30 protein-coding genes are annotated in these 25,291 nt (G+C 65.2%); 27 read left to right on the top strand and 3 right to left on the bottom strand.

Going from position 1 to position 25,291, the window contains the following annotated elements:
- Positions 1–17 precede the first annotated feature (17 nt).
- Entirely contained in the window at positions 18–722 is a 705-nt protein-coding gene (locus tag ACMDW7_RS11680) for a hypothetical protein (protein ID WP_377300579.1), read from the bottom strand.
- Positions 723–914: 192 nt separating this feature from the next.
- On the opposite strand from ACMDW7_RS11680, the gene ACMDW7_RS11675 reads away from it, so the two are divergent.
- The 22 genes from ACMDW7_RS11675 (at position 915) to ACMDW7_RS11570 (ending at position 16,929) form a co-directional block, all read left to right on the top strand.
- Complete coding sequence (locus tag ACMDW7_RS11675; protein ID WP_377300580.1) at positions 915–1,784, top strand: LysR substrate-binding domain-containing protein; 870 nt, start codon at positions 915–917, stop codon at positions 1,782–1,784.
- A 127-nt stretch (positions 1,785–1,911) separates the two neighbouring features.
- Complete coding sequence (locus tag ACMDW7_RS11670) at positions 1,912–3,411, top strand: FAD-linked oxidase C-terminal domain-containing protein (RefSeq protein ID WP_377300581.1); 1,500 nt, start codon at positions 1,912–1,914, stop codon at positions 3,409–3,411.
- 145 nt (positions 3,412–3,556) lie between these two features.
- Positions 3,557–4,630 (top strand): glycolate oxidase subunit GlcE, encoded by a 1,074-nt coding sequence (glcE, locus tag ACMDW7_RS11665; protein WP_377300582.1) that lies wholly within the window; start codon positions 3,557–3,559, stop codon positions 4,628–4,630.
- A 9-nt stretch (positions 4,631–4,639) separates the two neighbouring features.
- Complete coding sequence (locus ACMDW7_RS11660) at positions 4,640–5,713, top strand: enolase C-terminal domain-like protein (RefSeq protein ID WP_377300583.1); 1,074 nt, start codon at positions 4,640–4,642, stop codon at positions 5,711–5,713.
- An 8-nt stretch (positions 5,714–5,721) separates the two neighbouring features.
- Positions 5,722–6,951 carry a glycolate oxidase subunit GlcF gene (glcF, locus tag ACMDW7_RS11655; protein WP_377300584.1) on the top strand — a complete coding sequence of 410 codons (1,230 nt, stop codon included), beginning with the start codon at positions 5,722–5,724 and terminating at the stop codon, positions 6,949–6,951.
- Positions 6,952–6,955: 4 nt separating this feature from the next.
- Complete coding sequence (locus ACMDW7_RS11650; protein WP_377300585.1) at positions 6,956–7,303, top strand: hypothetical protein; 348 nt, start codon at positions 6,956–6,958, stop codon at positions 7,301–7,303.
- A gap of 57 nt (positions 7,304–7,360) precedes the next feature.
- On the top strand, positions 7,361–7,633 hold the full coding sequence (locus ACMDW7_RS11645; RefSeq protein WP_377300586.1) for a type II toxin-antitoxin system Phd/YefM family antitoxin: 273 nt from the start codon (positions 7,361–7,363) through the stop codon (positions 7,631–7,633).
- Positions 7,633–7,965 carry a type II toxin-antitoxin system RelE/ParE family toxin gene (locus tag ACMDW7_RS11640; RefSeq protein ID WP_377300587.1) on the top strand — a complete coding sequence of 111 codons (333 nt, stop codon included), beginning with the start codon at positions 7,633–7,635 and terminating at the stop codon, positions 7,963–7,965. The genes ACMDW7_RS11645 and ACMDW7_RS11640 overlap by 1 nt, the downstream gene beginning before the upstream one ends.
- 8 nt (positions 7,966–7,973) lie before the next feature.
- Positions 7,974–8,354: a CidA/LrgA family protein gene (locus tag ACMDW7_RS11635; RefSeq protein WP_377300588.1), complete on the top strand. Its 381-nt coding sequence runs from the start codon at positions 7,974–7,976 to the stop codon at positions 8,352–8,354.
- Between the two features lie 10 nt (positions 8,355–8,364).
- Positions 8,365–9,084 (top strand): LrgB family protein, encoded by a 720-nt coding sequence (locus tag ACMDW7_RS11630; protein ID WP_377300589.1) that lies wholly within the window; start codon positions 8,365–8,367, stop codon positions 9,082–9,084.
- Between the two features lie 83 nt (positions 9,085–9,167).
- Positions 9,168–9,770 carry a hypothetical protein gene (locus tag ACMDW7_RS11625; RefSeq protein ID WP_377300590.1) on the top strand — a complete coding sequence of 201 codons (603 nt, stop codon included), beginning with the start codon at positions 9,168–9,170 and terminating at the stop codon, positions 9,768–9,770.
- Positions 9,767–10,003: a hypothetical protein gene (locus ACMDW7_RS11620; protein WP_377300591.1), complete on the top strand. Its 237-nt coding sequence runs from the start codon at positions 9,767–9,769 to the stop codon at positions 10,001–10,003. The genes ACMDW7_RS11625 and ACMDW7_RS11620 overlap by 4 nt, the downstream gene beginning before the upstream one ends.
- A gap of 631 nt (positions 10,004–10,634) precedes the next feature.
- Entirely contained in the window at positions 10,635–11,027 is a 393-nt protein-coding gene (locus ACMDW7_RS11615; RefSeq protein WP_377300592.1) for a VOC family protein, read from the top strand.
- Between the two features lie 48 nt (positions 11,028–11,075).
- Positions 11,076–11,447: a VOC family protein gene (locus ACMDW7_RS11610; protein ID WP_377300593.1), complete on the top strand. Its 372-nt coding sequence runs from the start codon at positions 11,076–11,078 to the stop codon at positions 11,445–11,447.
- Between the two features lie 2 nt (positions 11,448–11,449).
- Positions 11,450–11,821 carry a VOC family protein gene (locus ACMDW7_RS11605; protein WP_377300594.1) on the top strand — a complete coding sequence of 124 codons (372 nt, stop codon included), beginning with the start codon at positions 11,450–11,452 and terminating at the stop codon, positions 11,819–11,821.
- A gap of 11 nt (positions 11,822–11,832) precedes the next feature.
- Positions 11,833–12,162, top strand: a complete 330-nt coding sequence (locus ACMDW7_RS11600) for a TfoX/Sxy family DNA transformation protein (protein ID WP_377300595.1) — start codon at positions 11,833–11,835, stop codon at positions 12,160–12,162.
- Positions 12,159–12,644, top strand: coding sequence for a 6-O-methylguanine DNA methyltransferase (locus tag ACMDW7_RS11595; RefSeq protein WP_377300596.1), 486 nt, complete (start codon positions 12,159–12,161; stop codon positions 12,642–12,644). The genes ACMDW7_RS11600 and ACMDW7_RS11595 overlap by 4 nt, the downstream gene beginning before the upstream one ends.
- 311 nt (positions 12,645–12,955) lie before the next feature.
- Positions 12,956–13,687, top strand: a complete 732-nt coding sequence (locus ACMDW7_RS11590; RefSeq protein WP_377300597.1) for a helix-turn-helix transcriptional regulator — start codon at positions 12,956–12,958, stop codon at positions 13,685–13,687.
- 96 nt (positions 13,688–13,783) lie between these two features.
- The gene (gene ybaK / locus ACMDW7_RS11585) at positions 13,784–14,275 is read left to right on the top strand and encodes a Cys-tRNA(Pro) deacylase (RefSeq protein WP_377300598.1); all 492 of its coding nucleotides are present in this window, start codon (positions 13,784–13,786) and stop codon (positions 14,273–14,275) included.
- Between the two features lie 38 nt (positions 14,276–14,313).
- Complete coding sequence (gene plsY / locus ACMDW7_RS11580) at positions 14,314–14,916, top strand: glycerol-3-phosphate 1-O-acyltransferase PlsY (protein WP_377300599.1); 603 nt, start codon at positions 14,314–14,316, stop codon at positions 14,914–14,916.
- Positions 14,913–15,410 carry a hypothetical protein gene (locus ACMDW7_RS11575; protein ID WP_377300600.1) on the top strand — a complete coding sequence of 166 codons (498 nt, stop codon included), beginning with the start codon at positions 14,913–14,915 and terminating at the stop codon, positions 15,408–15,410. The genes plsY and ACMDW7_RS11575 overlap by 4 nt, the downstream gene beginning before the upstream one ends.
- A gap of 40 nt (positions 15,411–15,450) precedes the next feature.
- Positions 15,451–16,929 carry an amidase gene (locus tag ACMDW7_RS11570; protein ID WP_377302491.1) on the top strand — a complete coding sequence of 493 codons (1,479 nt, stop codon included), beginning with the start codon at positions 15,451–15,453 and terminating at the stop codon, positions 16,927–16,929.
- Positions 16,930–17,106: 177 nt separating this feature from the next.
- On the opposite strand, the gene tsaD is transcribed toward ACMDW7_RS11570, so the two are convergent.
- Positions 17,107–18,138, bottom strand: a complete 1,032-nt coding sequence (tsaD, locus tag ACMDW7_RS11565; RefSeq protein WP_377300601.1) for a tRNA (adenosine(37)-N6)-threonylcarbamoyltransferase complex transferase subunit TsaD — start codon at positions 18,136–18,138, stop codon at positions 17,107–17,109.
- A gap of 9 nt (positions 18,139–18,147) precedes the next feature.
- The gene (locus tag ACMDW7_RS11560; RefSeq protein WP_377300602.1) at positions 18,148–18,498 is read right to left on the bottom strand and encodes a sirohydrochlorin chelatase; all 351 of its coding nucleotides are present in this window, start codon (positions 18,496–18,498) and stop codon (positions 18,148–18,150) included.
- Positions 18,499–18,569: 71 nt separating this feature from the next.
- Between ACMDW7_RS11560 and ACMDW7_RS11555 the strand changes: the two genes are divergently transcribed.
- From ACMDW7_RS11555 to nirB, 5 genes are all read left to right on the top strand, one after another.
- On the top strand, positions 18,570–19,175 hold the full coding sequence (locus ACMDW7_RS11555; protein ID WP_377300603.1) for an ANTAR domain-containing response regulator: 606 nt from the start codon (positions 18,570–18,572) through the stop codon (positions 19,173–19,175).
- Between the two features lie 394 nt (positions 19,176–19,569).
- Positions 19,570–20,793: a CmpA/NrtA family ABC transporter substrate-binding protein gene (locus ACMDW7_RS11550; RefSeq protein ID WP_377302493.1), complete on the top strand. Its 1,224-nt coding sequence runs from the start codon at positions 19,570–19,572 to the stop codon at positions 20,791–20,793.
- A 116-nt stretch (positions 20,794–20,909) separates the two neighbouring features.
- Positions 20,910–21,848, top strand: coding sequence for a nitrate ABC transporter permease (gene ntrB, locus ACMDW7_RS11545; RefSeq protein ID WP_377300604.1), 939 nt, complete (start codon positions 20,910–20,912; stop codon positions 21,846–21,848).
- Between the two features lie 18 nt (positions 21,849–21,866).
- Complete coding sequence (locus ACMDW7_RS11540; RefSeq protein ID WP_377300605.1) at positions 21,867–22,673, top strand: ABC transporter ATP-binding protein; 807 nt, start codon at positions 21,867–21,869, stop codon at positions 22,671–22,673.
- 146 nt (positions 22,674–22,819) lie between these two features.
- Positions 22,820–25,291 (top strand): nitrite reductase large subunit NirB, encoded by a 2,472-nt coding sequence (nirB, locus tag ACMDW7_RS11535; RefSeq protein WP_377300606.1) that lies wholly within the window; start codon positions 22,820–22,822, stop codon positions 25,289–25,291.

The following is a 25,291-nucleotide window of genomic DNA, read 5'->3' as shown; positions in this document are numbered from 1 at the left end:
GCGCGACGTTTGGCCATTCAACCTGCGGCAGGGGCAAGCGTGATTGCCACGCGCTCGCGCCACCATATCCAGGTGATCGAAAAAAATCCGATCACGAAGATCAGCGAACCCCACCACTCGGTCACGTTTTCCACGCGGTTCTTCAGTTCGCCGCCAATCACCGCGGCCACGATGGCGTTGCCCACACCGAGCAGTACCAGGGTCACGGCCAGCGCGACCATGCTGCGCTCAAGCACGCGCGGCAGGCTCAGACGCCCGGCACGCACGGCCCGCTGTACGGCGGCACCGGCAATCAGCAGACACAGGCAGGTGAAGCCGAAGTAGATCACCGTGCCGTACTGCCGCAGCCAGCGGTAGATCTGACCTTCGGTGCCCAGAAAAGCCCCATACAGCACCAGGGCCAGGGCCGCGGTGATGCCCAATGGTGCCAGCCAGCGCATGCCCGTGCCCGGCCCCGCCAGGGGCTTGAGCCAGCTCGCCAGCAGCAGCCAGGTCAGCGCCTGCAGCGCGGCGGCCGGCAGCACGAACGCGCGAAAGATGTAGTTGGGCAGGTCGTAGCGTGCCGCGCGGCTGACTGAGGTGCAGCCGTCCCAGAACGGATTGCACGCCGGGATGAGCTGCAAATGCGTGGACAGCGCCCAGGCGATCAAGGTGCCGGTCAACGGCAGCAGACCGGCCAGCAGCGCCAGCGGCCAGAGCGGAACAGAAGGAGCAACGGGCATGATGTGTTGAGGTTCGAAGCGCGTGGCGGATCACAGCACAGCCGCAGCGGATTGCGCTGCTGTGCCGGCTTGCGCGGTATGTGCCGAAGGCTGCGTCTGCTTGGGTTTTTGGGCAATGCAGGGAAAACTCTCTACTCGCTCGATGAGCGCGACGCCGGTGTCGCGCTTGGCCCACTGAACTATCACCGCTGAATGAACCGCATCCCCCCCATCCACGCCCTGCTGGCCTTTGAAGCCTCCGCGCGCCACGGCAGCATGGCCGCGGCCGCCGGCGAGCTGTGTGTCACGCCCTCGGCCATCAGCCACCGTATCCGGCAGCTGGAGGAGTTCATCGGCCAGACCCTGATCGAGCGCGGCGGCAGCCAGTGGTGGCTCACGGCGGCCGGGCACGACTATCTGCGCATCGTGCGCGCCGGGCTGGAGACCCTGGGCACGCTGCCGCGCACGCCGCTACTGCGCCAGCGCCTGCGCGTGGCCGTGCCGCCCACCTTCGGCCGGCAGCTCTTTGTGCCCCGACTGAATGACTTTCTCGAGCGCTACCCCGAGATCGACCTGACCGTGCAGCTCACCATCCCGTTGCTGGACGTGCGCGGCGAGGAAAGCGATGTGGAGATCCGTTTCGGTAACGGCGCGTATCAGGATGTGGTGACCGAGCGCCTGATTTCAGAAACCGTGTTCCCCGTGACCAGCCCGGACTACCTGGCCAAGCACGGTCCCTTCACGCAGCCCGCGGACCTGCTGCGCGCCCGCCTGCTCAAGAGCCCGCTGGAACCCTGGGCGCCCTGGCTGGAGGCCGCCGGTGCCGCTGGCGCCGAGCTGCCGGGCGCACCCCAGTTCAATGACGCCGGCCTGCTGATGGAAGCGGCCATGGCCGGGCAGGGCATCGCCCTGGGGCGCATGAGCCTGTGCAAGCCCTGGCTTGCGGCGGGCAAGATGGTTCGCGTGACGGATCTGGCGGTGCAGTCGCCGCACGGCTACTGGCTCACCTACCGCCAGCCCAGCCTGGAGCGGCAGGAAGTGCGCCTGTTCGTCGATTGGCTCAAGGCCACGCTGAGCGCGTGACACGGCACGCAGCTGCGGGTTAACCCCTGCGCGCCGGAATTCAGCAGCGGCTTGAAGCGGATTCACTCGCAGTGCAGCGGCCGGCGTTCCTAGAATCGCCAGACTGCTAAAGAACGAGGTCCGCGCAATGAACGCACCCGTAGAACACGCCGTCATCACCGCGGTGGACGTCGAACGCCAGCGTGCTGTGCTCGAGGCACTCAAGCCGCTGCTGCCCGCCCACTGCATCCTCTGGCGCGAGGAAGACACCACGCCGTATGAGTGCGACGGCCTGACGCTCTGGAAGCAGCTGCCTATGGTGGTGGTGCTACCGGAGACTGAGGAGCAGGTCATCGCCATCCTCAAGACCTGCCACGCTCTGGGCGTGCCGGTGGTACCGCGCGGTGCCGGCACTGGCCTGTCGGGCGGCGCCACGCCCATGGGCAACGGCGTGCTGCTGGGCCTGGCCAAGTTCAACAAGATCCTCAAGGTCGATGCTTTTACGCGGACTGCGGTGGTGCAACCGGGCGTGCGCAACCTCGCCATCAGCGACGCCGCCGCACCCTACAAGCTTTACTACGCACCCGACCCCTCCAGCCAGATTGCCTGCACCATCGGCGGCAACGTGGCCGAAAACTCCGGCGGCGTGCATTGCCTGAAGTACGGCCTTACGGTGCACAACGTGCTCAAGGTGCGCGCCATCACGATGCAGGGCGAAGTGGTGGAGTACGGCAGCCTGGCGCCGGATGCGGCGGGGCTGGATCTGCTCAGCGTCTTCATCGGCAGCGAAGGCATGCTCGGTGTGGTGACCGAGGTGACCGTGAAGCTGGTGCCCAAGCCCGCGGTGCAGCGCGTGATCATGGCCAGCTTTGATGACGTGGAGGTGGCCGGCAATGCCGTGGCCGCCATCATTGGCGCCGGCATCATCCCGGCCGGGCTGGAGATGATGGACCAGCCCGCCACGCAGATGGTCGAGCCCTTCGTGAAGGCCGGCTACGACCTGAACGCCAAGGCCATCCTGCTGTGCGAGGCCGACGGCACGCCCGAGGAAGTGGCCGACGAGATTGCCCGCATGAAGGCGGTGTTCGAGAAGAGCGGCGCCACCCGCCTGCAGGTGAGCGAGAGCGAGCCCGAGCGCCTGCGCTTCTGGGCCGGCCGCAAGAACGCATTTCCGGCGGCGGGCCGCGTCAGCCCAGCCTACTACTGTATGGACGGCACCATCCCGCGCAAGCGCCTGGGCGAGATGCTCAAGGCCATCGCGCAGATGGAGACCAAGTACGACATGCGCTGCCCCAACGTCTTTCACGCGGGCGACGGCAACCTCCACCCGCTGATCCTGTTTGATGACAACGACCCGGACAGCGTGGCTCGCGCCGAGGCCTTTGGCGTGGAGATCCTGGAGATGTGCGTGGCCCTGGGCGGCACCATCACCGGCGAGCACGGCGTGGGCGTGGAGAAGATCGCGCAGATGTGCAGCCAGTTTCCAGACGCCGAGCGCGAGGCCTTCTTTGCGGTGAAGCGCGCCTTCGACCCGGCCGGTCTGCTCAACCCGGAGAAGTGCATTCCCACCTTGCACCGTTGCGCCGAGTACGGCCGCATGAAGGTCAGCGGCGGCAAGCTGCCGTTTGCAGATCTGGAACGCTTCTAGCCCGGTTTCAAGAACGTAGATCCAGCATTCATGCGCCTTTTCAGGCCAAAGTGGCTGGAGAACCGCACCAGACAAGCGGAAACGCTCTCCAGAGACACGTTTTCGCCCAAGAAGAACACGGGCTGTGTGCCCACGGAGACTTGCCTTGGCGTCCAACGACATTGCCGCTGAACTGATCGATCGCATCAAGAGCGCTACGGCCAAAAAGACGCCGCTGCGCATCCGCGGCCACGGCAGCAAGGACTTCTACGGCGAGTCGCTCGCCGGCGAGGTGCTGGACGTCTCCGGTCACAGCGGCATCATCAGCTACGAGCCGACCGAACTCGTCATCACCGTGCGCTGCGGCACACCGATTCCCGAGGTGGAGGCCGCGCTCGATGCCAAGGGCCAGATGCTGGCCTTCGAGCCGCCGGTATTCGGCCGCACGCCGGCCACCGCAGGCACCATTGGCGGCGCCGTCGCCGCCGGCCTGGGCGGCCCGCAGGCCGGCTACAGCGGCCGCCCGCGGGACTTTGTGCTCGGCGCCAAGCTCATCGACGGGCGCGGCCAGCACCTGAGCTTTGGCGGCCAGGTCATGAAGAACGTGGCGGGTTACGACGTGAGCCGCCTGCTGGCAGGCTCCTTCGGCGTGCTGGGCGTGATGACCGAGCTGAGCGTGAAGGTGCTGCCCAAGGCGCCTGCGGTGCAAACCCTGCAGTTCGCCCTCGACGAGGCGAGCGCCATCCGCAAGCTCAATGAATGGGGCGGCCAGCCCCTGCCGATCGTGGCCAGCTGCTGGAAGGGCGGTCAGCTGAGTATCCGCCTGGCGGGCGCCAAGGCCGCGGTGGACGCCGCCGCGCGCCGCCTGGGCGGCAAGCCTCTGGACAACCTGCAGGCGCAGCGTCTCTGGCGCAGCCTGCGCGACCAGACCGAGCCCTTCTTCACCGGCGCCGCCAGCCTCGTGCGCCTGGCCGTGCCACCCGCCACGCCGCCGCTGGGTCTGGTGGGCGAGCAGATCATCGAGTGGGGCGGCGGCCAACGCTGGGTCGCCAATGGCGATGTGGACGCAGCCCGCGCCGCCGCCCATGCGGCCGGCGGCCATGCCGTGCGCTTTCGCGGCGGCAAGGGCCGCTTCATGAGCGAGCTGCAGGGGCCGCTGCTGGCCATTCACCAGCGCCTGAAGGCGGAGTTCGATCCGGCGGGCATCTTCAACCCCAAGCGCATGGCGCCCGAATTCTGACCGGTGACGATGCGAATCAGCCACTTCACGGTCCGCGCGGTGAACCCGCCGCTGGCCGCGCCGCATGCCACCGCCAGCGGCACGGTCACGCACTTTCCCATGGTGCTGCTGGATCTGCACACCGATGAAGGCATCAGCGGCTGCGCCTATGTGTTCACCTACGGCGCGTGGGCGCTCAAGCCCGTGGCCGAGCTGCTGCGCGCCGTGGAACCCATGGTCAAGGGCCAGCCCTGTGCGCCGCAGCCCATCGAGCAGATGCTGCGCAAGCGCATGCGCCTGATCGGCCCGCACGGGCTGGTGACCATGGCCATGGCCGCCATCGATATGGCCGCCTGGGATGCCGTCTGCAAGGCCGCGGGCCTGCCGCTGTATGCCATGCTCGGCGGCACGCGCCGCGCATCGCGCGCCTACGGCCCCGTGGGCATGAGCGGCATGGCAGGGTCTGCCCAGGAGGCTGAGGCGCAGGCCAAGCTGGGCTTCACCGCCATCAAGGCCAAGATCGGCTATGCCAGCGTGGATGAAGACCGCGCGGTGATCGACGCCATGCGCCGTGCGGTGGGCCCCGGCGTGAAGCTGATGGCGGACTACAACCAGGCGCTCGATGTGCCCGAGGGCATGGCGCGCTGCAAGGCGCTGGATGCCGAGGGCCTGGTCTGGATCGAAGAGCCGACCACGGCCGAAGACCTGATCGGCCACAGCCGCATCAAGGACGCCGCCGTCACGCCCATCCTGGCTGGCGAGAACTGGTGGGGCCCGCTGGAATTCCGCAAGGCCATCAATGCCGGCGCGAGCGATCTGCTCATGCCTGACGTGATGAAGATCGGCGGCATCACCAACTGGCTCAAGATCATGGCCATGGCCGAGGTGTACGGCACCCCGCTGTCCAACCACCTCTTTCCGGAAGTGTCGGCCCACCTGATGGCCGTGAGCCCCACGGCCGGCTGGTTCGAGTTTGCCGACTGGAGCCACCCCATCCTGGCCGAGCCCCTGGACGCGCAGGGCGGCCAGGTGCTGCCCAGTGACAAGCCGGGCATCGGTCTCACCTGGGACGAATCCGCGGTTCAACGTTTTCTTGTGGAGTAGGGCACACCGTGCAGCTCAATCTCGCAGCAGAGTTCCAGGGCACCGCCGCCGGCGAAGAGGCCAAGGCCATCGTCGGCAAGTGCGTGCATTGCGGCTTCTGCACCGCCACCTGCCCCACCTTCCAGGTGCTGGGCGACGAACGCGACAGCCCACGCGGCCGCATCTACCTCATCAAGCAGGTGCTCGAAGGCGCAGAGGTCACGGACCAGACCCGCCTGCACCTGGACCGCTGCCTGACCTGCCGCAACTGCGAGACCACCTGCCCCAGCGGCGTGCAGTACGGCCACCTGATCGACATCGGCCGTCAGGTGGTGGAAGCCAAGACCACGCGCCCCTTCACGGAGCGCGCCACGCGCTATGCGCTCAAGGAAGGCATTCCGAGCAGCCTGTTCAAGCCCGCGATGAACCTCGGCCGCAAGTTCAAGGGCCTGGTGCCGGAGAAGCTGCAGGCCAAGCTGCCAGACCCGCGGCCTGCGGGCACGCTGCCCACCCGCAGCCACGCACGCAAGGTGCTGCTGCTCAATGGCTGCGCCCAGCCCGCCATGCTGCCGTCGATTGACGCCGCCACCGCCCGCGTGCTGGATGCGCTGGGCGTGCAGGCGGTGATCGCGCCGAAGAGCGGTTGCTGCGGCGCCGTGCGCTTCCACATGAACGACCAGGACGGCGGCCGCAATGACATGCGCCGCAACATCGACGCATGGTGGCCCATGGTGGAGAAGGGCGAGGTCGAGGCCATCGTCATGAACGCCAGCGGCTGTGGCGCCACCGTGCGCGAGTACGACCACCACCTCAAGGACGACCCCGCCTACGCCGAGAAGGCCCGCGCCATCACCGCGCTGGTCAAGGACATCGGCGAATACCTCGCCCCGCAGATCGACGCGCTCAAGCCCCTGCTGAAGGGCACGGCCCAGGCCAAGGCCGTCTTCCACCCGCCCTGCACCCTGCAGCACTGGCAGAAGCTGCGCCCCATCACCGAAGACCTGCTCGCGCAGTGCGGCGTGGAGCTGCAGGCCTTTGGCGAAAGCCACCTGTGCTGCGGCTCAGCCGGCGCCTACTCCATGCTCCAACCCGAGATCGCCACCCAGCTGCGCGACCGCAAGCTCGGCCATCTGGAAGCGGCCGAACCGGAAGTGATTCTGTCTGCCAACATCGGCTGCCTGACGCACCTGCAGAGCGGCACGCAGCGGCCGGTGCTGCATTGGATTGAGTGGGTGGACCAGCAACTCGCTGGGGCGTGAATCCTTGGCAGACGAGGCCACGCTTGCACGATTTCTGGAGATTGGGCTTCAGCCTTTCGAAACTCGTGCGGCAGCCCTTGAGCGCCACGGTGTGGACTGGCTGCACGCGCTGATCGCGGACATCTGCGAAGTAGCGCCGCTAGGCACATCGCACCCCGGTGAAGTTGCGGCGTGGTGGGGCGATCTTCGAGCGAACTACACACAATGGAACCAGCACCTTATGGTGGTGTCGCTGAATCTGCACGATGAAGGTCAGGCCGAACCAATCAGCCGCTTCATTGATGAGTGTCCGTGGCGAATCCTGGCGGAAGTTGCGATAGATCTCCTGCATGAAGCTCCTGGCTCGCGCTGAGTCACCACTTGCCGGTGCCATGGACTATATTCAGACCATTAAAAGTCCGAGGCGGCCATGCGCTATTCAACCCAAGTCAAACCCATCAGCTACCTCAAGGCCAACGCAGCCGATGTGCTGCAGGAAATCACCGAGTGCCGCGAGCCGATGGTGATCACGCAGAACGGTGAGGCGCGTGCCGTTCTACAGGACGTGGCCAGCTATGAGCAGACACAGGAAACCCTGGCGCTGCTCAAGTTGCTGGCGCTGGGCCAGCAGGATGTCGATGCCGGGCGGGTGAAGCCGGTGGCCGAGGTGGTCGCGCGCCTGCGTGCGAAGCGCTCTGCCTGATGCCGCGGCGCTACACGGTCGTGCTGACTGACAGCGCGGAGCGTGATCTCGAATCGATTCACGACTACATCGCGCAGGCTGATTCGATCGCGGCCGCGAATCGCGTGCTGGATCAGGTCCTGAAAGCGGCCGAACAGCTTGCGCTCATGCCCGAGCGCGGGGCACACCCCAAGGAGCTGCTGGCACTTGGCATCAAGGAATACCGCCAGACGGCGTTCAAGCCCTACCGCGTGATCTACCGGGTGATGGGCTCGCAGGTTGTGATTTATCTCATCGCGGACGGCAGGCGTGACATGCAATTGCTGCTGGCCCGTCGTCTGCTGGGGGCCTGAGAGCGGCGATGCTCCAAGCGCTCACCGCCCTCCTGCTCTTCCAGCTCATCGGCGAAACCCTCGCCTTCACGCTGAAGCTGCCAGTACCCGGCCCGGTGATCGGCCTGGCGCTACTGTTCGGCTGGCTGGTGTGGCGGCCGGCGGCAGTGGCCACGATCAAGCCGACGGCGCTGGAGGTGTTGCGCCACCTGTCCCTGTTGTTTGTGCCGGCAGGCGTGGGCTTGATGCTGCATGGCGAGCGGCTGGCCACTGAGGGATGGAAGCTGCTGGTGGCGGTGGTGGGCTCGGCCGTGATCACCATTGCGGTGACGGGGTTGGTGGGGCGCTGGGCGATTGCGCGCTTTGCCCGCGATGACGTGACGGACGCGGGCGCGGAGCCCAAGCCATGAAGCCGCACGAATGAAGCCGCATATCGCCGAGCTATGGGTCTACCTCGCAGCCACGCCGCTGCTGGGGCTGACGGCCACGCTGATTGCCTACCAGATCGGCTACGCGCTGCATCAGCGCGCGGGCATGAACCCGGTGGTGAATCCCGTGGTGATTGCGGTGCTGCTGTTGATTGCGCTGCTGTTGGCCACGGACACGAGCTACGCCACCTACTTTTCCGGCGCGCAGTTCGTGCACTTTCTGCTCGGGCCGGCCACGGTGGCGCTGGCTGTGCCGCTGTATGAGCAGCGGGCGGTGGTCAAGCGCCTGGCGCTGCCACTGTCCATCATGCTGGTGGTGGCGGTAGTGACGGCGATTGTTAGTGCGGTGGGTATTGCCTGGCTGTTGGGCGTGTCGCGCGAGTCCTTGCTCTCCCTCGCCCCCAAGAGCGTGACCACGCCGGTGGCCATGGGCATCAGCGAGCGGATTGGTGGCATCCCGACGCTCACGGCCGTGCTGGTGATCCTCACCGGCATGACGGGCGCCATGCTGGCCCGCCCGGTGCTGCTCGCCCTGGGCGTGACGGACGAACGGGTGCGCGGCTTCACGGTGGGTGCGGCGGCGCACGGCATCGGCACGGCACGCGCCTTTCAGGTGAGCGAGACCATGGGCGCCTTTGCCGGGCTGGCGATGGGGCTCTCAGCCCTGCTCACGGCGTTTCTGGCGCCGCTGCTGCTCAAGATTCCGCACTGAGGGCTTACGGCGCGCGATGGTCGTTCGAAATAGAGTCTGAAGAAGGCCTGCCGTTCCGCGAATTGACTGCTGGGAGATAACTCATGCTGGGCCTAGCTTACGCAGTTGGCTTGACGATCTATGCGGTGATCTTGATCGCCGCGATCTTGCTGGGTTGGCGCTGGGGACGAAGTGCAAACGGCTCGCTGTTCCGTGGTGGCCTCGTTGCCGCGATTGTTGGATTGCTCGTCTATTTGCCGGGATTCTGGAACCACATTCCAGTCGTGTTGGAGTACCGGAAGCTATGCGAAAAGGACGCTGGTTTCACTGTGATCGTTCCTGCCGACCAGTGGATCCGCAGCAACGGCAGCCGTCTTGACGCCGTTCGTGGCGTGAACCTGAACACCATGGGTGAGCGTATCTCACTGCGCGAGGGTGAAAGTGAATACGCATTCTTCGGGGGCTTGTTGAAACGACGAGAGTCAACGAAGACCTGGACGATCTATGGAATGCAGTTCATCAGGCAGCAGTTCTCGGTAATCGACTCCGCCAACGATGCGGTTCTATTTCGGAGTGTGGACTACATGGTTGGCCCTTCGGAAGATGTGCGTTTTTGGCTGGTCCGTCGGTCTTGTTTGACGCGCCCCGCTGAACTACTCGAACTCGATCGTGCGTATCTAGACCAACTATCAAGAAATACCAAATGACCACAGCATCAATAGCCGCTGATGTTGCTGATCTTGCTGATCTTGCCGAAGCGGCGTATGTGGATTTCGGCCAGCTCGCGCCAAGAGCTACGTTAGAGGGCGATGATTTGGCGCGAGCTCTAGCTACGAAAGCTGGTGCGTGGCCGCAAGCCCGTCGCGACGAATTCATCAAGCATTGGCGCGTCGTTGGCGCACCAACCCAACACCGCCAGCGGGTTCCAATCATCTATTGACGTGTCGGTCACGTCACCCTTGCGTGCCGCCCGAATCGCTGCGCGGGTCGTTGCGTTCGGCTTCTTACGCCGGGATCCAGCCGGGTCGCTGTTTTACAGCTCAGCTACGTGCCGGTTGTGGGCCGGCGCGGGGACTAGGTATTGAGTGTTCACCGGAGCAGCTTGTGATCTGTAGCTCAGCCGACTCGCCGCTGCCTGGGCGAATGGACAGACTTAGTTTTCAAATGGGTCATCGAGAGCCGACACCTCGATACCAGTTTCCCTGTGAAGACGTCGCCTTTCAGCGTGTGGGCACTGAGAGTTGTTCGCCAAGCGTTTGTAATTCACGGGTGCCAACGATTGATCTGTTGCGAGTGGGGCTAGTTGCGCCGTTGGGTTGCGATGTCTAAACAAATCAATGGTTTAGCGTCGTTCCGAACAGACTCTATTTCGACGATGCGTGGCTAGTTGTCTGCCAGATCTGCGCCCAATGGACAGACTTACGGTCTGCGGTGAATGGACAGACTCTATTTCGAACAACTAGCGAGCGCAAAAACTCGTCCTGTCCTGCCTTTGAAGCGCTCCTGACACACTGCTGTCAGCAGACGTCACCCAGAATGCCTCCACCCCCCAACGCAACAGGAGAGAGGCCATGAAGGACTATGCAGAGGTGTACGGCGCGCACGGCGCTGTGAGCTGGACCGAACTGATGACGAGCGACCCCGCCGCGGCCAGCGGCTTCTACAGCCAGATGTTTGGCTGGACGGTCAAGACCGAGGCCATGCCCATGGGCGACTACCACGTGTTCTCGGTGGGCGAGACCAGCATCGGCGGCATCATGGCCCACCCGCCTGGCGTGCAGGCCCCCAACTGCTGGACACCCTACGTGACCGTGAAGGATGTGGACGCAGCCTGTGCGCAAGCCAAGGCACTCGGCGGCAAGGTGGTGGTGGAGCCGATGGACGTGCCTAATGTCGGGCGCATGGCCGTCATCACCGACCCGCAGGGCGCAGCGCTGAACATCATTACCTACTCAGGCATGTAGGCCGAAGCACACCCACACACACCCACACAAACACACCGGGAGAGACCCATGAGCATGAGCGCCATCAGCTGGTTCGAGCTGCCTGCACACGAACTGAACCGTGCGGTGAAGTTCTACGAAACCATTCTCGCCGTGTCACTGCGCCGCGAGATCATTGGCGACGAGATGGGCATCTTCCCCTCGGGTGAGATGGGCGTGAGCGGCTGCGTGGTCAAGAGCGAGGGCTATGAGCCCAGCGCCAAGGGTGCGGTGGTCTATCTGCAAGCTGAACCCACGTTGGGCACCGTGCTTTCGCGCGTCGGCCCGGCGGGCGGGCAGATCCTCGTGCCAGCCACCGAACTGCCGCAGGGCATGGGCTTCTACGCGCACATCCTCGACACCGAGGGCAATCGCGTCGGCCTGCATTCGATGAAGGCCTGAGCATGGCAGCCATCCACAGCAAGGGCCTGGCCACCTGCATCTACCGCGTGCCGGAGATTGAATCCGCCAAGCGCTGGTACAGCGAGGCATTTGGTGTGGCGCCGTACTTTGACCAGCCCTTCTATGTCGGCTTCAACATCGCCGGTTACGAGCTGGGTCTGCAGCCCGAGGGCACGGCACCGGTACCCGTGCACAACGTGATGACCTACTGGCGGGTGGACGATGTGGCCGCCACCATGGACGCGCTGATGGCCCAGGGTGCCAGCCTGCTGGATGCGCCGCAGGACGTGGGCGAGGGCATTGTCTGCGGCGCCGTGCGTGACCCCTGGGGCAACGCCATCGGGCTGATCTTCAACCCGCATTTCGCGGTGTAGATGCAGTATCCATGCGCCTTTCCAAGGCAAATCGGCTGGAAAGCCGCATGGGACAGGCGGAAAGCCTCTCCGGCGCCAGGCTGGCCAAGCTGTCCGGCATTGGCCCGGTGACTGCCGAGTGGCTGATGCGCGCAGGCTTTGCGGACACCGATGCGCTGCGCAAGGCCGGCAGCGTGAATGCATACCAACGGTGCCTGCAGGCCGGCCATCCGGAGAACCTGAACCTGCTCTGGGCGCTGGAAGGCGCGCTCACTGGCAGAGACTGGCGTGAGGTGGCGCGCACCGAGCGCGAGCGCCTTCTGTTTGCACTGGACGACATGAAGCGAGATCGAACCCCATGAGCAAGAAGATGACTGCGCTGGAGAAGATGCGCAACGCCAAGCCGCCGCACATCGTGCGCGAGCTGCCGGAGAAGCTGCATGGCTGGTTGCCCGCGCAGCCCAGGCATGGCGGCACGATGGTGATCTCATCTCCTGCGGAGATTGACCACTTCATGCGCCAGGTGCCCGACGGCGCGCTGACCACAGCAGCCGACATTGCCGCCGCGCTGGCCAGGCGCCACAAGACCGACATTGCCTGCCCGCTGACCACCGGCATCTTCATCAACATCGCGGCCGCGGCGGCGTCCGAGCTGCGTGCGGCGGGCGAAGTGAATGTCACGCCGTTCTGGCGCACCTTGAAAAAAGACGGCTCGCTCAACGAGAAGTACCCCGGCGGCACCGAGGCCCAGGCCCAGATGCTGCGTGCCGAAGGTCACACCGTGATCCAGAAGGGCAAGCGCTGGCTCGTGCAGGACTTTGAAGCCAGGCGCGTGACGCTGTAGAAAGCCGGGATGCGCCGCGCAGATCGCTTGTTTCAAATCGTCCAGTATCTGAGAGGCAGCGCCGAAGCGTGGGGCGAGGGGCCCCGGCCGCAGGCTGGGGATCGACCAGCGCAGGCGAACACGGGCCGCGCGCGAGCAGCAAGCACCTTGGAGCGAACCTGTGCGCCGTGCTGATCGACTCTTTCAGATCGTGCAGTACCTGCGCGGCAGCGCCGGAGCGTGGGGCGAGGGGCCCCGGCCGCAGGCTGGGGATCGACCAGCGCAGGCGAACACGTGCCGCGCGCGGGCAGCAAGAACCTTGGAGCGAACCAGTGCGCAGAGCTGACCGGCTCTTTCAGATCGTGCAGTACCTGCGCGGCAGAAGGTTGACGACCGCCCGCCAGCTCGCCGAGTGGCTGGAGGTCAGCGAGCGCACGATCTACCGCGATGTGGCCGATCTGATCGCAAGCGGCACGCCGATCGAAGGTGAGGCGGGCGTGGGCTATCGCCTGGCGGCGGACTATGACCTGCCGCCGCTGATGTTCAGCTATGACGAGATCGAAGCCCTGGTGGCGGGCATCCGAATGACCCAAGCCTGGGGTTCGCCAGCGCTCAAGAAAGCGGCGGAAATGGCGCAGGCCAAGATTGCCAGCGCGCTGCCCAAGGACAAGCGCATCGTGCTCGAACGCACGCCGCTTTTTGCGCCGGACTACTTCATCGACAAGCTGGTGGGCGAGCGGCTGGATGTGATCCGCGAGGCCATCCGCACGCACGAGATCCTGACCCTCGACTACGCCGACATGCGCGGCATCCCCAGCCATCGGGACATTCGTCCACTGGCCTGTGCCTTCTGGGGCGGCACCTGGAGCGTGGCCGCCTGGTGCGAGCTGCGCGTGGGCTTTCGCGCCTTCCGGCTCGATCGCATCCGCGCACTGACGCGCAGCGGCCGCCGCTTTGCCGACGAACCAGGCAAGACCTGGGCGGACTATCAGCGCCTCATGGAAGCGGAGATCAACAGCGGCGAGGCGCATCGCAGCGACGCGGCGCCGGGCAAGGCGGCATGAACGTCCGCCGGCGCAGGGTGGAGCGGACGCTGCCCCGAGCCTGACGCGCGGCGATATAGTCGCCAGCCAGCCGTCCGTCATCCTCTGCGCCCGTCCATGAGCAAGACCAAGCACGTCTCCGAAACACCCGCCACGCAGATGCTGCGCAAGGCGGGTGTGGTCTTTGGCGAGCACCCCTACGACTATGTCGAGCACGGCGGCACCACCGAAAGCGCACGCCAGCTCGGCGTGGACGAGCATGCGGTGGTCAAGACCCTCATCATGGAAGACGAAGGGGCCAAGCCGCTGGTGGTCCTCATGCACGGTGACAAGACCGTCTCCACCAAGAACCTCGCGCGCCAGACCGGCCGCAAGCACATCGAACCCTGCAAGCCCGAAGTCGCGCAGCGCCACACCGGCTACATGGTGGGCGGCACCTCGCCCTTTGGCACCAAGCGGCAGATGCCGGTGTACGTGCAGGCCAGCGTGCTGGACCTGCCGCGCATCTACATCAACGGCGGCCGGCGCGGCTTTCTCGTGTCGATTGCGCCGCAGGTGCTCACCTCTCTGCTCCAGGCCCAGCCGGTCGATTGCGCGCTGGACGCCTGAATCCCTCTTCACCCTTCACACACAACAACAACGCATCCATGCAAGCCACACTCATCAACCTTGGCTGGGTCATCGGCGCCTATCTGCTCGGTTCGCTCTCCTTCGCGGTCATCATCAGCCGGGCCATGGGCCTGAACGACCCGCGCACCTATGGCAGCAAGAACCCGGGCGCCACCAACGTGCTGCGCAGCGGCAACAAGGCCGCCGCGGTGCTCACGCTCCTGTTCGACGCCGTCAAGGGCTGGGTACCCGTGTTCTTTGCGTTGCGCGCCGAGTTGAGTGATGGCTGGGTAGCGGCCGTGGCGCTGGCGGCCTTCCTCGGTCACCTCTACCCGGTGTTCTTCAGGTTCGTCGGCGGCAAGGGCGTGGCCACCGCGCTGGGGGTGCTAGTGGGCATCAATCCGCTGTTCGGCCTGGCCACGCTCGCCACCTGGATCATCATCGCTGCCTTCTTTCGGTTCTCGTCCCTGGCGGCGCTGGTGGCCAGCATCTTTGCGCCCGTGACCTACCTGCTCTGGTTCGGCGGCGACGCGATCGGACTGGCGGTGCTGATCATGAGCGGCCTGCTGGTCTGGCGCCACCGTCAGAACATCAGCAACCTGATGAACGGCAAGGAAAAGCGGCTGGGGGAGAAGGCTTGACCGAAGCGCGCGCTCTGCCGCCCTGCTGCTGCGCCGAGTTCGGCGAGGAGGCGGTGGTCGACATGAGCAAGGCCAGTGGCGATCTTGCGCGGCGCTTCGAGGCCGTTGCGGGCATGCAGATCCTTGCGCGTGCAGATCCCAAGACGCGATGGTGGATCACGCTGCGCCGCTGCCGCAGCTGTGAAACGCCGTGGCTCGTCGGGCAGGACGAGGTGGTCCATGACTTCTGGGCGTTGAAGCGTCTGGGTGCGCCCGCAGCTGCTGCCATTCTCAATGAGCGCTGGTGGCCAGCCGACTTCGACAGCTACGGCCGCTTTTTGCTGCGTGCATTCGATGCATGCATCGTCGCGCGCTTCGGCAATTCGGATGAGCTCGCCTACTACGCCCATCGGCTGGAGGATCTCAGTCCGGACATGCATCGGTCTGACAAGGCGCGCGCGCTGGGTGTGGACCTTGCCGAGTACCTGCGGCTATTGACGCTGCCGCCGTCATAGCGCCGCCCAGCGGCTTTTCTCCAATCATTCTGTCAGGCCCATCATGAGCAGCAAGAACACAAGCAGTCTGGACTTGGTCGAACACAGCATCGACCGCATCAAGACCATCGACCGCAGCGGCCCAACCCTGCGCAGTGTGCTGGAGGTGAATCCGGATGCGCGGCGTCTCGCCAAGCAGCTGGACGCGGACCGCAAGCGTGGCGATGCCCTGGGCCCGCTGCACGGTGAGCCCGTGCTGGTCAAGGACAACATCGCCACGGTAGACCGCATGCAGACCACGGCGGGATCGCTGGCGCTGATCGGTGCCAAGGCGCCGCGCGACGCGCATGTGGTGCACCGCCTGCGCAGTGCGGGCGCGCTGATCCTGGGCAAGGCGAACCTGAGCGAATGGTCGAACTTCCGCGGCGCCAACTCCAGCAGCGGCTGGAGCGCGCGCGGTGGTCAGTGCCGCAATGCCCATGTGCTGGACCGCACGCCCAGCGGCTCGTCCTCCGGCAGCGCAGCGGCGGTGGCGGCGGGGCTGGTGCGCTTTGCGGTGGGGACCGAGACGGACGGTTCGATTGTCTCGCCTGCCTCATGCAACGGCATCGTCGGCTTCAAGCCCACGCTCGGTGCCGTCAGCCGCGACGGCATCATCCCGATCGCAGCCAGCCAGGACACGGCCGGGCCGATGACGCGCAGTGTGGAAGACTCTGCCTGGCTGCTGGCGGGCATGGTCGGCGCCGATGTGCATGATGCCGCTACGAAGGGGCAGAAGATTGCCGCTGCAGATCTCATCGCGCTGGCGAAGACTTTGCAGGCCGGCAAGCGCAGCTCGGCGCTCAAGGGCCTGCGCATTGGCGTGGCGCGCAACCTGGCGGGCTACCACCGTGGTGTGGATGCGCTCTTCGAGCAGGCGCTCAAGGATCTAGCCAGGGCGGGCGCAGTGCTGGTGGAGGCGAGCATCCCGAATGCGGACAAGCTCGGCCCCACGGAGGTGGAGGTCCTGCTCTACGAACTGAAGCACGGCATGGCGGCCTATCTGCGCGAATTCGCAGCCAACCTCAAGTTCCGCAGCTTGGACGACCTCATCGCGTTCAATGCGCGCACGCCTGAGGAACTGGCCGTGTTTGGGCAGGAGCGCTTCGAGAAAGCGGCGGCCAAGGGCGCGTTGACTGATGCGGCCTACCGCAAGGCGCTGGCCACCAACCGGCGCCTGTCGCGCACCCAGGGCATCGACGCCGCGCTCAAGCAGCACGACGTGGCGCTGTTCGTGGCGCCGACCACCAGCCCTGCGGCGCTCATCGACCAAGTCAATGGCCACCGGCCCAGCGGCTCGGCCTCCTCGCCTGCCGCGGTGGCCGGCTACCCGCACCTGACCGTTCCGATGGGTGCGGTCAATCACCTGCCGGTGGGCCTGAGTTTCTTCGGCCCGGCATGGTCGGACCTGTTGGTGCTGCAGGCGGGCGCGGCCTACGAACAGCGCACCGGCCACCTCATCAAGCCGCGATTTCTCAAGACGCTGCCAATCAAGGCGTGAGCGGTAGATCAGATTTTCAACATCTGTTTGATAAGCAGGCCTGAAAAGGCTATTGCATCAAACAATTGTTGAATATGCATGTTGGCCGGTTTCCGCATGCTAGATGCGGATCTCGGCCAGTTTGGGCGCATGAATTCGGTTGTGCATGTCACGCCGAGAAGCGCCGCCAACCTGGCCTCAGACGGGTGGGGTGTCCAGCTCGGCCAGCGGCCAGCGCGGCCGCACATTGAAGCCGGTCTGGGCATCGCGTTGGCCACGGACCAGCCGCAGCGCGCCGGCCAGGGCGATCATGGCGCCGTTGTCGGTGCAGAACTGCAGGTCCGGGTAGTAGACCTTCACGCCCGCCTTGGCACACAGGGCGTTGAGCGTGGCGCGCAGCCGCTGGTTGGCACCCACGCCGCCCGCCACCACCAGCACCTTGCGTCCGGTCTGCTTCAGGGCCGTCATGGCCTTCTTGCTGAGCACGTCCACGGCGGCGTCTTCAAAGGCGCGTGCCAGGTCTGCACGCCAGGGGTCGGTGTCCGGCAGGTCCGCGCATTTGCGCGCTTGGGTGAGCACGGCGGTCTTCAAGCCGGCAAAGCTGAAGTTCAGGTCGCCTGAATGCAACAGCGGCCGGGGCAGGGAGAAGCGCTTGGGGTCACCCGTCTCGGCCAGGCGCGCCAGCTTGGGGCCGCCGGGGTAGGGCAGGCCGAGCAACTTGGCGCTCTTGTCGAAGGCCTCGCCTGCGGCATCGTCAATCGTCTCGCCCAGCAGGGTGTAGCGCCCCACGCCGGCCACGTCCATGAGCTGGGTGTGGCCACCGCTCACCAGCAGCGCCACGTGCGGAAAGGGTGGCGGGTCGGCCGCCAGCAGGGGCGAGAGCAGGTGCCCTTCAAGGTGGTGCACGCCAATCGCAGGCTTGTTCAGTCCGAAGGCCAGGGCCTTGGCCAGCCCCGCACCCACCAGCAGCGCGCCGGCCAGCCCCGGGCCCTCTGTGTAGGCCACGCCGTCGATGTCCTTCATCTCCAGCCCAGCGTCGCGCAGCACCTGCTGCACGAGCAGCGCGCCGTGGCGGATGTGGTCGCGGCTGGCGAGCTCGGGCACGACACCGCCGTAGAGCGCATGCATGTCGATCTGGCTGTGCAGCGCATGCGCGAGCAGGCCGCGCTCTGTGTCATAGAGCGCGACGCCGGTTTCGTCGCAGGAGGTCTCGATGCCGAGAACGCGCATCGTTCGGGGTCAGCCCAGCGCGACGCGCGCGATGGCGTCCAGCACGGCGGCGTCTTCGCCCACCGGAGGCCGCAGTTCGAATTGCACGCCGGGCAATGCAGCTCGGGCGGACTCGATCAGCTCGGGCAGGTCCGCGCGCACATGCGCCCCAGCCGCGAGGAACACCGGCACCACACGAATGTGCGTGCAGCCCTGTGCAGCCAGTTGCGCGGCGGCCTCGGCCAGCTCGGGCTGTGCGAACTCCAGGTAGGCCAGCGCCACGGGTGTACCGCCGGCGGCCACGCGCTCGCGCAAGCGTTCAAACGGGGCGAACCACAGCGGGTCGCGCGAACCATGGGCAAACAGGAGGAGGCCGTTCATGCATGTAGTTTAGTGATGACCCTCGGCTTCACTTTGGCGCAGCTGGCAAGCTTCTTGCGCCTCCGTGGTGCATGCCCCAATCCAACCGACCGCTTGCGGTGCTGATCGTGACCGATGTGGATGCCGACGAGGCCTCGGCCGCGCACGCGCTCTCGCAGGGGTTGGCGGATGCGGGGCACTTCGTGCTGGGTGTGCGCACGGGCGATCTGACTCTGCCCGAGGCCGTGGCCCACCTGCGGCCGGATGTGATCGTGGTCAGCGCGGACAGCGGCGCGCGCGATGTGCTTGAGCACATCGTCATGGCCACGCGCGATGCGCCGCGGCCGATCGCCATGTTCACCGGCGACCGGGACCGCGACACCCTGCGCAGCGCACTGTCTGCCGGCGTGAGCGCCTACGTGGTGGACGGGCTGGCGCCCGGCCGCGTGCAGGCGGTGGTGGATGTGGCCGTGGAGCGGTTTGCGGTCGAGCAGAACTTGCGCGCTGAACTCAGCGTGACCAAGGCCGAGCTCGCCGATCGCAAGCTGATTGACCGCGCCAAGCGCCTGCTCATGAAGAAGAAGGGCATGAGCGAGGATGAGGCGCACAAGTTCATCCAGACCGCAGCGATGCAAAAGGGCCTGAAGGCGCGCGAGGTGGCTGAGCGGCTGATTGACTTTGAGAGCCTGCTCGGCTGAGCCGGCGCTGACGCCGCTCCGAGTTGGTGCGTTGCAGCAGATTGGTGCGTGCAGTGCTGGTGCGGATGCGTGCTCTGGTCCGAGAAAATCCAGATAAATCAAAGATTTGCGATCTGGCATCCAAACTGCTTAGTGGGTAGTGCCTGACTGGTGGCAACGGCGTCGCCAGTCGCGTGAAGAGCGAATTCGTCTGATTTGGACAAAGGCGTCCATGCCCTGCGAAAGCGGGGTGTGCGACGCCTTTTTCTTTTGGTCTTTTGCTTCTCACAGCACAAGAACACGCATGACCTGAACCCCCAACCCTTCCCTCAAAGCTCTGGAGAGATCGATGGACAAGCAGCTCGACCCACTCGGCCCCACCGCACCCGCCGCCAGCCCCAAGGAGCCCGATGCCATGCGCCGCAAAGTGATCAAGACCGCCAGCATGGCTGCAGTCATCGGTGCCATGGAGCCCGCGATGCGCGCCAGCGCCTGGGCGCAAGGTTCGGACGCGCCGGAGAAGAAGGAAGTTCGCATCGGCTTCATTCCGCTGACCGACTGTGCCAGCGTGGTCATGGCCAGCGTGCTCAAGCTCGATGAGAAGTACGGCGTCAAGATCATCCCGACCAAGGAAGCCAGCTGGGCCGCGGTGCGTGACAAGCTCGTCAATGGCGAGCTGGACTTTGCCCATGTGCTGTATGGCCTCGTGTACGGCGTACACGCCGGCATCAGCGGCCCCAAGAAGGACATGGCTGTGCTGATGACCCTGAACCACAACGGTCAGGGCATCACGTTGTCCAGGAAGCTGGCCGAGGCCGGCGCGGTGGACGGCGCATCGCTGGCCAAGGTCATGGCTGCGCAGAAGCGCGACTACACCTTTGCACAGACCTTCCCCACCGGCACGCACGCCATGTGGATCTACTACTGGCTGGCGACCTACGGCATCAACCCGATGAAGGACGCCAAGGTCATCACCGTGCCGCCGCCGCAGATGGTGGCAAACATGCGCGTGGGCAACATGGACGGCTACTGTGTGGGCGAGCCCTGGAACCACCGCGCCATTGCCGATGGCATCGGCATCTCGGCCGCGACGACGCAGGACATCTGGAAGGACCACCCTGAGAAGGTTCTTGGCACGCAGGCTGACTTCGTGAAGAAGAACCCGAACACCTGCCGCGCCGTGGTGAGCGCCATTCTTGAGGCGGGCAAGTGGATCGATGCGGGCCTGTCCAACAAGAACAAGATGGCCGAGACGATTGCCGATCGTGCCTATGTGAACACGAGCGTGGACGTGATCAACCAGCGCATCCTGGGCCGCTACCAGAACGGCCTGGGCAAGACCTGGGACGATCCCAACCACATGAAGTTCTACAACGACGGGCTCGTCAACTTCCCGTACCTGTCAGACGGCATGTGGTTCCTCACCCAGCACAAGCGCTGGGGTCTGCTCAAGGACCATGTGGACTATCTCGCCATGGCACGCCAGATCAACCAGATCGGCGTCTACCGCCAGGCAGCCGCAGCCACCAAGACGCCATTGCCCAAGAGCGAGATGCGCAGCTCCAAGCTGATCGATGGCGTGGTCTGGGACGGCAGCAATCCGCGGGCCTACGCCGATGGATTCAAGGTGAAGGCGTGAGGCCGGAGGCCTCACGCCTTTACCTACGGTGATCTGGACGCTAACCCCTCCCGAAGTTTCAACTTTCGCCTCCCCTTGCCAAGGGGAGGGCAACCCCAAGTCTGAGGGTGACTCGAATGAGTGCTGTTCTCGACAAACTTGAAACGCCGATGATGCAGAACGCAGCCAGTGCCGCGTCTTCTCCGGTTGCCGCCAATGAGCCGGTTGCCGTGGTGCCGGAGAAGAAGACCAAGGCGCAGCTGCGCGCGGCCATGGATCCGCGGGCTCGCGCTGCGCAGCGCCGCGCGATTCTGCTGAAGGTCATTCCACCGCTTCTGGGCATTGCAGCCTTCATCCTGCTCTGGGAGATCATCGCGCTGACCAGCAAGGGCAGCTTTCCGGGGCCCTGGCCCACGGCGGTGGAGGCAGTGAAGATCTTTTCGGACCCGTTCTATCGCAATGGAGTGAACGACCAGGGTATCGGCTGGAACGTGCTGTCTTCGCTGCAGCGGGTGGGGCTCGGCTTCGGTCTGGCTGCGCTGGTGGGCATTCCGCTGGGCTTCATGATCGGCCGCTTCGCCTTCCTGAACGGCATGGTCTCGCCGCTCATCAGCCTGCTGCGCCCGGTGTCGCCGCTGGCCTGGCTGCCGATCGGCCTGTTGATCTTCAAGGGGGCCAACCCGGCTGCCATCTGGACGATCTTCATCTGCAGCATCTGGCCCATGATCATCAATACGGCCGTGGGCGTGCAGCGCGTGCCGCAGGACTACATGAACGTGGCGCGCGTGCTGAATCTCTCGGAATGGAAGATCGTCACGCGCATTCTGTTCCCCGCAGTGCTCCCCTACATGCTGACGGGCGTTCGCCTCGCGATCGGCACGGCGTGGCTGGTGATCGTTGCCGCCGAAATGCTGACCGGCGGAGTCGGCATCGGCTTCTGGGTGTGGGACGAGTGGAACAACCTCAATGTGCACCACATCCTGATTGCCATCATCGTGATCGGCGTGGTCGGCCTGCTGCTTGAGCTGCTGCTGATCCGAATCGCCAAGGCATTCACCTACGAAGACCACCACTGAGCTGCCGGAGCCCGCGCCATGAATCTCTCCAAGTACATCGAAGTGCAGGGTGTCGAGATGGTCTTCGACACCAAGCGTGGCAGCTTCCACGCCCTGCGCGACATCAACCTGAGCATTGCCAAGGGCGAGTTCGTCACGCTGATTGGCCACTCGGGCTGCGGCAAGAGCACCCTGCTCAATCTCATCGCGGGGCTGCTCAACCCCAGCAGCGGCACGCTGCTTTGTGCAGACCGCGAGATCAAGGGGCCGGGCCCCGAGCGCGGCGTGGTGTTTCAGAACCACTCCCTGCTGCCCTGGCTGACCTGCTTTGACAACGTCTACCTGGCCGTCGAGCGTGTCTTCGCGGCGACCGAGAGCAAGCAGCAGCTCAAGGACCGTACGCACGCCGCGCTGGCGCTGGTGGGCTTGAGCCACGCGGCCACCAAGCGCCCCCATGAGATCTCCGGCGGTATGAAGCAGCGCGTGGGCATTGCGCGCGCGCTCGCCATGGAGCCCAAGGTGCTGCTGATGGACGAGCCCTTCGGTGCGCTGGATGCGCTCACGCGCGCGCACTTGCAGGACGAGCTGCTCAAGATCGTCGCAAAGACCCAGAGCACCGTGGTCATGGTCACTCACGATGTGGACGAAGCCGTGCTGCTGGCGGATCGCATCGTGATGATGACCAATGGCCCGGCTGCGACCATTGGCGAGATCGTGAACGTGGACATTGCCCGTCCGCGTGAGCGCCTGGCACTTGCCAACGATGCGAACTACATCGCTTGCAGGCAGGCGGTGCTCGAGTTCCTGTATCGCAAGCAGTCGCATCCGGTTGCTGAGGCGGCTTAGGCCGCCTCAGCAACTGGATAAACCAGTGTGGGGCACCCCCCTTCCGTCCCCCCGCCCGCGGGGGGAGACCCAAAACAGCGTCCGTCAAAGAGGCGCAATGAGCCGCAGATTCTGCAGTTCATGCATGGTTCGTGAGGTGTACGGAGATGGCTGAAGGTCAATTCAAGAAGCCGCGCCTGGTGGTGGTCGGCAACGGCATGGCGGGCATCCGCGCGGTGGAGGAGCTGATCAAGCTCGTGCCGCAGATGTACGACATCACCGTCTTCGGCGCCGAGCCGCACCCGAACTACAACCGCATCCTGCTGTCGCCGGTGCTGGCCGGGGAGCAGAAGTTCGAGGAGATCGTCCTCAACGACTGGGACTGGTACCGGGACAACGGCATCACCCTGGTCACTGGAAAGACCATCACGCAGATCGACCGTGCGCGCCGGCTTGTCATCGCGGAGGACGGCACCCAGGTCAGCTATGACCGCCTGCTTCTGGCCACGGGTTCCAATCCCTTCATCCTGCCGGTGTCGGGCAAGGACCTGCCCGGTGTGATCAGCTATCGCGACATGGCCGACACGCAGGCCATGATCGATGCTGCCGGGAAGTACAAGCACGCCGTGGTGATCGGCGGCGGCCTTCTGGGCCTGGAAGCCGCCAATGGCCTGAAGCTGCGCGGCATGGATGTGACCGTGGTGCACATCATGCCCTGGCTGATGGAGCGCCAGCTCGACTCGGTGGCCGGTGATCTGCTCAAGCAGAGCCTGGAGCAGCGCGGCATCCACTTCCTGCTGGAGAAGCACACGGATTCGCTCATTGCTGGTGAAGACGGCCGGGTGGCGAAGATCCGCTTCAAGGACGGGCTGGAGATCCCGGCGGAGCTGGTGGTGATGGCCGTGGGCATTCGCCCCAACACTGGACTGGCCGAGCGCAGCGGCCTGCAGGTGAATCGCGGCATCGTGGTCAATGACACGATGCAGACCTTCGACCCCCGCATCTACGCGGTGGGTGAGTGCGTGAGCCATCGGGGTGTGGCCTACGGGCTGGTGGCGCCGCTGTTTGAGCAGGCCAAGGTCGTGGCCAATCATCTGGCCGAGTTCGGGATCGGCCGCTACACGGGCAGCGTCACGAGCACCAAGCTGAAGGTGACCGGGATTGATCTGTTTTCCGCCGGCAACTTCATGGGCGGCGAGGGTTGTGAGGAGATCACGCTGTCCGACCCGATCGGCGGCGTGTACAAGAAGCTCGTCCTGAAGGACGACAAGCTCGTGGGCGCCTGCATGTACGGCGACACCGTGGACGGCAGCTGGTACTTCAAGCTGCTGCGCGAGGGCAAGCCGGTGGCCGACATTCGCGACAAGCTGATGTTCGGTGAGGCAGCCATCAACAACAACATCGGCGACGTGGGCCATCAGGGCCAGAGCAAGGCCGCCGCCATGGCCGACGACGCCGAAGTCTGCGGCTGCAATGGCGTGTGCAAGGGCAGCATCGTCAAGACCATCCGCGAGAAGGGCCTGTTCACGCTTGATGAGGTGCGCAAGCACACCAAGGCCAGCGCGTCCTGCGGCTCCTGCACCGGTCTGGTGGAGCAGATCCTGATGTTCACGGCCGGCGGCGACTATTCCGCCACTCCCAAGAAGAAGGCTGTGTGCGGCTGTACCGATGCGTCACATCAAGAGGTTCGCGACGCGATCCGCGAGCAGCATCTACTGACCAAGGAGCAGGTATTCGAAACGTTGGGCTGGCGCACAGCCAATGGCTGCGCCACCTGCCGCCCGGCCGTCAACTACTACCTGATCTCCACCTGGCCCAAGGAGGCCAAGGACGATCCGCAGAGCCGCTTCATCAACGAGCGCGCCCACGCCAACATCCAGAAGGACGGCACCTACAGCGTGGTGCCGCGCATGTGGGCCGGCGAAACCAACGCGAGCGAGCTGCGCCGGATTGCCGATGTGGTCGACAAGTATCAGATCCCCACGGTCAAGGTCACTGGCGGGCAGCGGATCGACCTGCTTGGCGTGAAGAAGGAAGACCTTCCGGCAGTGTGGAAGGATCTCGCCATGCCCAGCGGCCACGCCTACGGCAAGGCCCTGCGCACGGTGAAGACCTGCGTGGGCAGCGAGTGGTGCCGCTTCGGTACGCAGGACAGCACCCAGATGGGCAAGGATCTCGAGCGTGCACTCTGGCGCATGTATGCGCCGCACAAGGTCAAGCTCGCTGTGAGCGGCTGCCCGCGCAATTGCGCCGAGGCCGGCATCAAGGATGTGGGAGTGATCGGCGTGGACTCCGGCTGGGAGATCTACGTGGCCGGCAATGGCGGTATCAAGACCGAGGTGGCGCAGTTTCTCGTCAAGCTCAAGACGGCTGAAGAGGTGCTGGAGTACAGCGGCGCCTTCCTGCAGCTCTACCGGGAGGAGGGCTGGTATCTCGAGCGCACGGTGCACTACGTGAGCCGCGTGGGGCTGGACTATGTGAAGAAGAAGATCCTGGAGGATGAAGCGGGCCGCAAGGCGCTGTGGGCGCGCCTGCAGTTCGCGCTCGACGGCGAGCCCGACCCCTGGCACGAGCCTCAGGCCGCCAGCGTAGACACGCGGCAGTTCATCCCCATCAAACCGGCGGAGGCGATGGCGTGA

The organism is Piscinibacterium candidicorallinum, from assembly GCF_047549485.1.
Classification (GTDB): Bacteria; Pseudomonadota; Gammaproteobacteria; order Burkholderiales; family Burkholderiaceae_C; genus Piscinibacterium; species Piscinibacterium candidicorallinum.
The sequence above is the reverse complement of the archived record's forward strand: the minus strand, read 5'-3'. Positions and strand labels throughout refer to the sequence as shown.

What these genes read in the sequence shown, in the direction of transcription:
- ntrB (WP_377300604.1), top strand. Translation starts at nt 20,910, where the DNA reads ATGAGTGCTGTTCTCGACAAACTTGAAACGCCGATGATGCAGAACGCA.
- ACMDW7_RS11560 (WP_377300602.1), bottom strand. Translation starts at nt 18,498, where the DNA reads ATGAACGGCCTCCTCCTGTTTGCCCATGGTTCGCGCGACCCGCTGTGG.
- ACMDW7_RS11550 (WP_377302493.1), top strand. Translation starts at nt 19,570, where the DNA reads ATGCGCCGCAAAGTGATCAAGACCGCCAGCATGGCTGCAGTCATCGGT.
- ACMDW7_RS11625 (WP_377300590.1), top strand. Translation starts at nt 9,168, where the DNA reads ATGCTGGGCCTAGCTTACGCAGTTGGCTTGACGATCTATGCGGTGATC.
- nirB (WP_377300606.1), top strand. Translation starts at nt 22,820, where the DNA reads ATGGCTGAAGGTCAATTCAAGAAGCCGCGCCTGGTGGTGGTCGGCAAC.
- ACMDW7_RS11600 (WP_377300595.1), top strand. Translation starts at nt 11,833, where the DNA reads ATGCGCCTTTCCAAGGCAAATCGGCTGGAAAGCCGCATGGGACAGGCG.
- ACMDW7_RS11670 (WP_377300581.1), top strand. Translation starts at nt 1,912, where the DNA reads ATGAACGCACCCGTAGAACACGCCGTCATCACCGCGGTGGACGTCGAA.
- ACMDW7_RS11630 (WP_377300589.1), top strand. Translation starts at nt 8,365, where the DNA reads ATGAAGCCGCATATCGCCGAGCTATGGGTCTACCTCGCAGCCACGCCG.
- plsY (WP_377300599.1), top strand. Translation starts at nt 14,314, where the DNA reads ATGCAAGCCACACTCATCAACCTTGGCTGGGTCATCGGCGCCTATCTG.
- ACMDW7_RS11675 (WP_377300580.1), top strand. Translation starts at nt 915, where the DNA reads ATGAACCGCATCCCCCCCATCCACGCCCTGCTGGCCTTTGAAGCCTCC.
- ACMDW7_RS11610 (WP_377300593.1), top strand. Translation starts at nt 11,076, where the DNA reads ATGAGCATGAGCGCCATCAGCTGGTTCGAGCTGCCTGCACACGAACTG.
- ACMDW7_RS11595 (WP_377300596.1), top strand. Translation starts at nt 12,159, where the DNA reads ATGAGCAAGAAGATGACTGCGCTGGAGAAGATGCGCAACGCCAAGCCG.
- ACMDW7_RS11605 (WP_377300594.1), top strand. Translation starts at nt 11,450, where the DNA reads ATGGCAGCCATCCACAGCAAGGGCCTGGCCACCTGCATCTACCGCGTG.
- ACMDW7_RS11660 (WP_377300583.1), top strand. Translation starts at nt 4,640, where the DNA reads ATGCGAATCAGCCACTTCACGGTCCGCGCGGTGAACCCGCCGCTGGCC.
- ACMDW7_RS11640 (WP_377300587.1), top strand. Translation starts at nt 7,633, where the DNA reads ATGCCGCGGCGCTACACGGTCGTGCTGACTGACAGCGCGGAGCGTGAT.
- ACMDW7_RS11620 (WP_377300591.1), top strand. Translation starts at nt 9,767, where the DNA reads ATGACCACAGCATCAATAGCCGCTGATGTTGCTGATCTTGCTGATCTT.
- ACMDW7_RS11635 (WP_377300588.1), top strand. Translation starts at nt 7,974, where the DNA reads ATGCTCCAAGCGCTCACCGCCCTCCTGCTCTTCCAGCTCATCGGCGAA.
- ACMDW7_RS11645 (WP_377300586.1), top strand. Translation starts at nt 7,361, where the DNA reads ATGCGCTATTCAACCCAAGTCAAACCCATCAGCTACCTCAAGGCCAAC.
- ACMDW7_RS11540 (WP_377300605.1), top strand. Translation starts at nt 21,867, where the DNA reads ATGAATCTCTCCAAGTACATCGAAGTGCAGGGTGTCGAGATGGTCTTC.
- ACMDW7_RS11615 (WP_377300592.1), top strand. Translation starts at nt 10,635, where the DNA reads ATGAAGGACTATGCAGAGGTGTACGGCGCGCACGGCGCTGTGAGCTGG.
- ACMDW7_RS11555 (WP_377300603.1), top strand. Translation starts at nt 18,570, where the DNA reads ATGCCCCAATCCAACCGACCGCTTGCGGTGCTGATCGTGACCGATGTG.
- tsaD (WP_377300601.1), bottom strand. Translation starts at nt 18,138, where the DNA reads ATGCGCGTTCTCGGCATCGAGACCTCCTGCGACGAAACCGGCGTCGCG.
- ybaK (WP_377300598.1), top strand. Translation starts at nt 13,784, where the DNA reads ATGAGCAAGACCAAGCACGTCTCCGAAACACCCGCCACGCAGATGCTG.
- ACMDW7_RS11680 (WP_377300579.1), bottom strand. Translation starts at nt 722, where the DNA reads ATGCCCGTTGCTCCTTCTGTTCCGCTCTGGCCGCTGGCGCTGCTGGCC.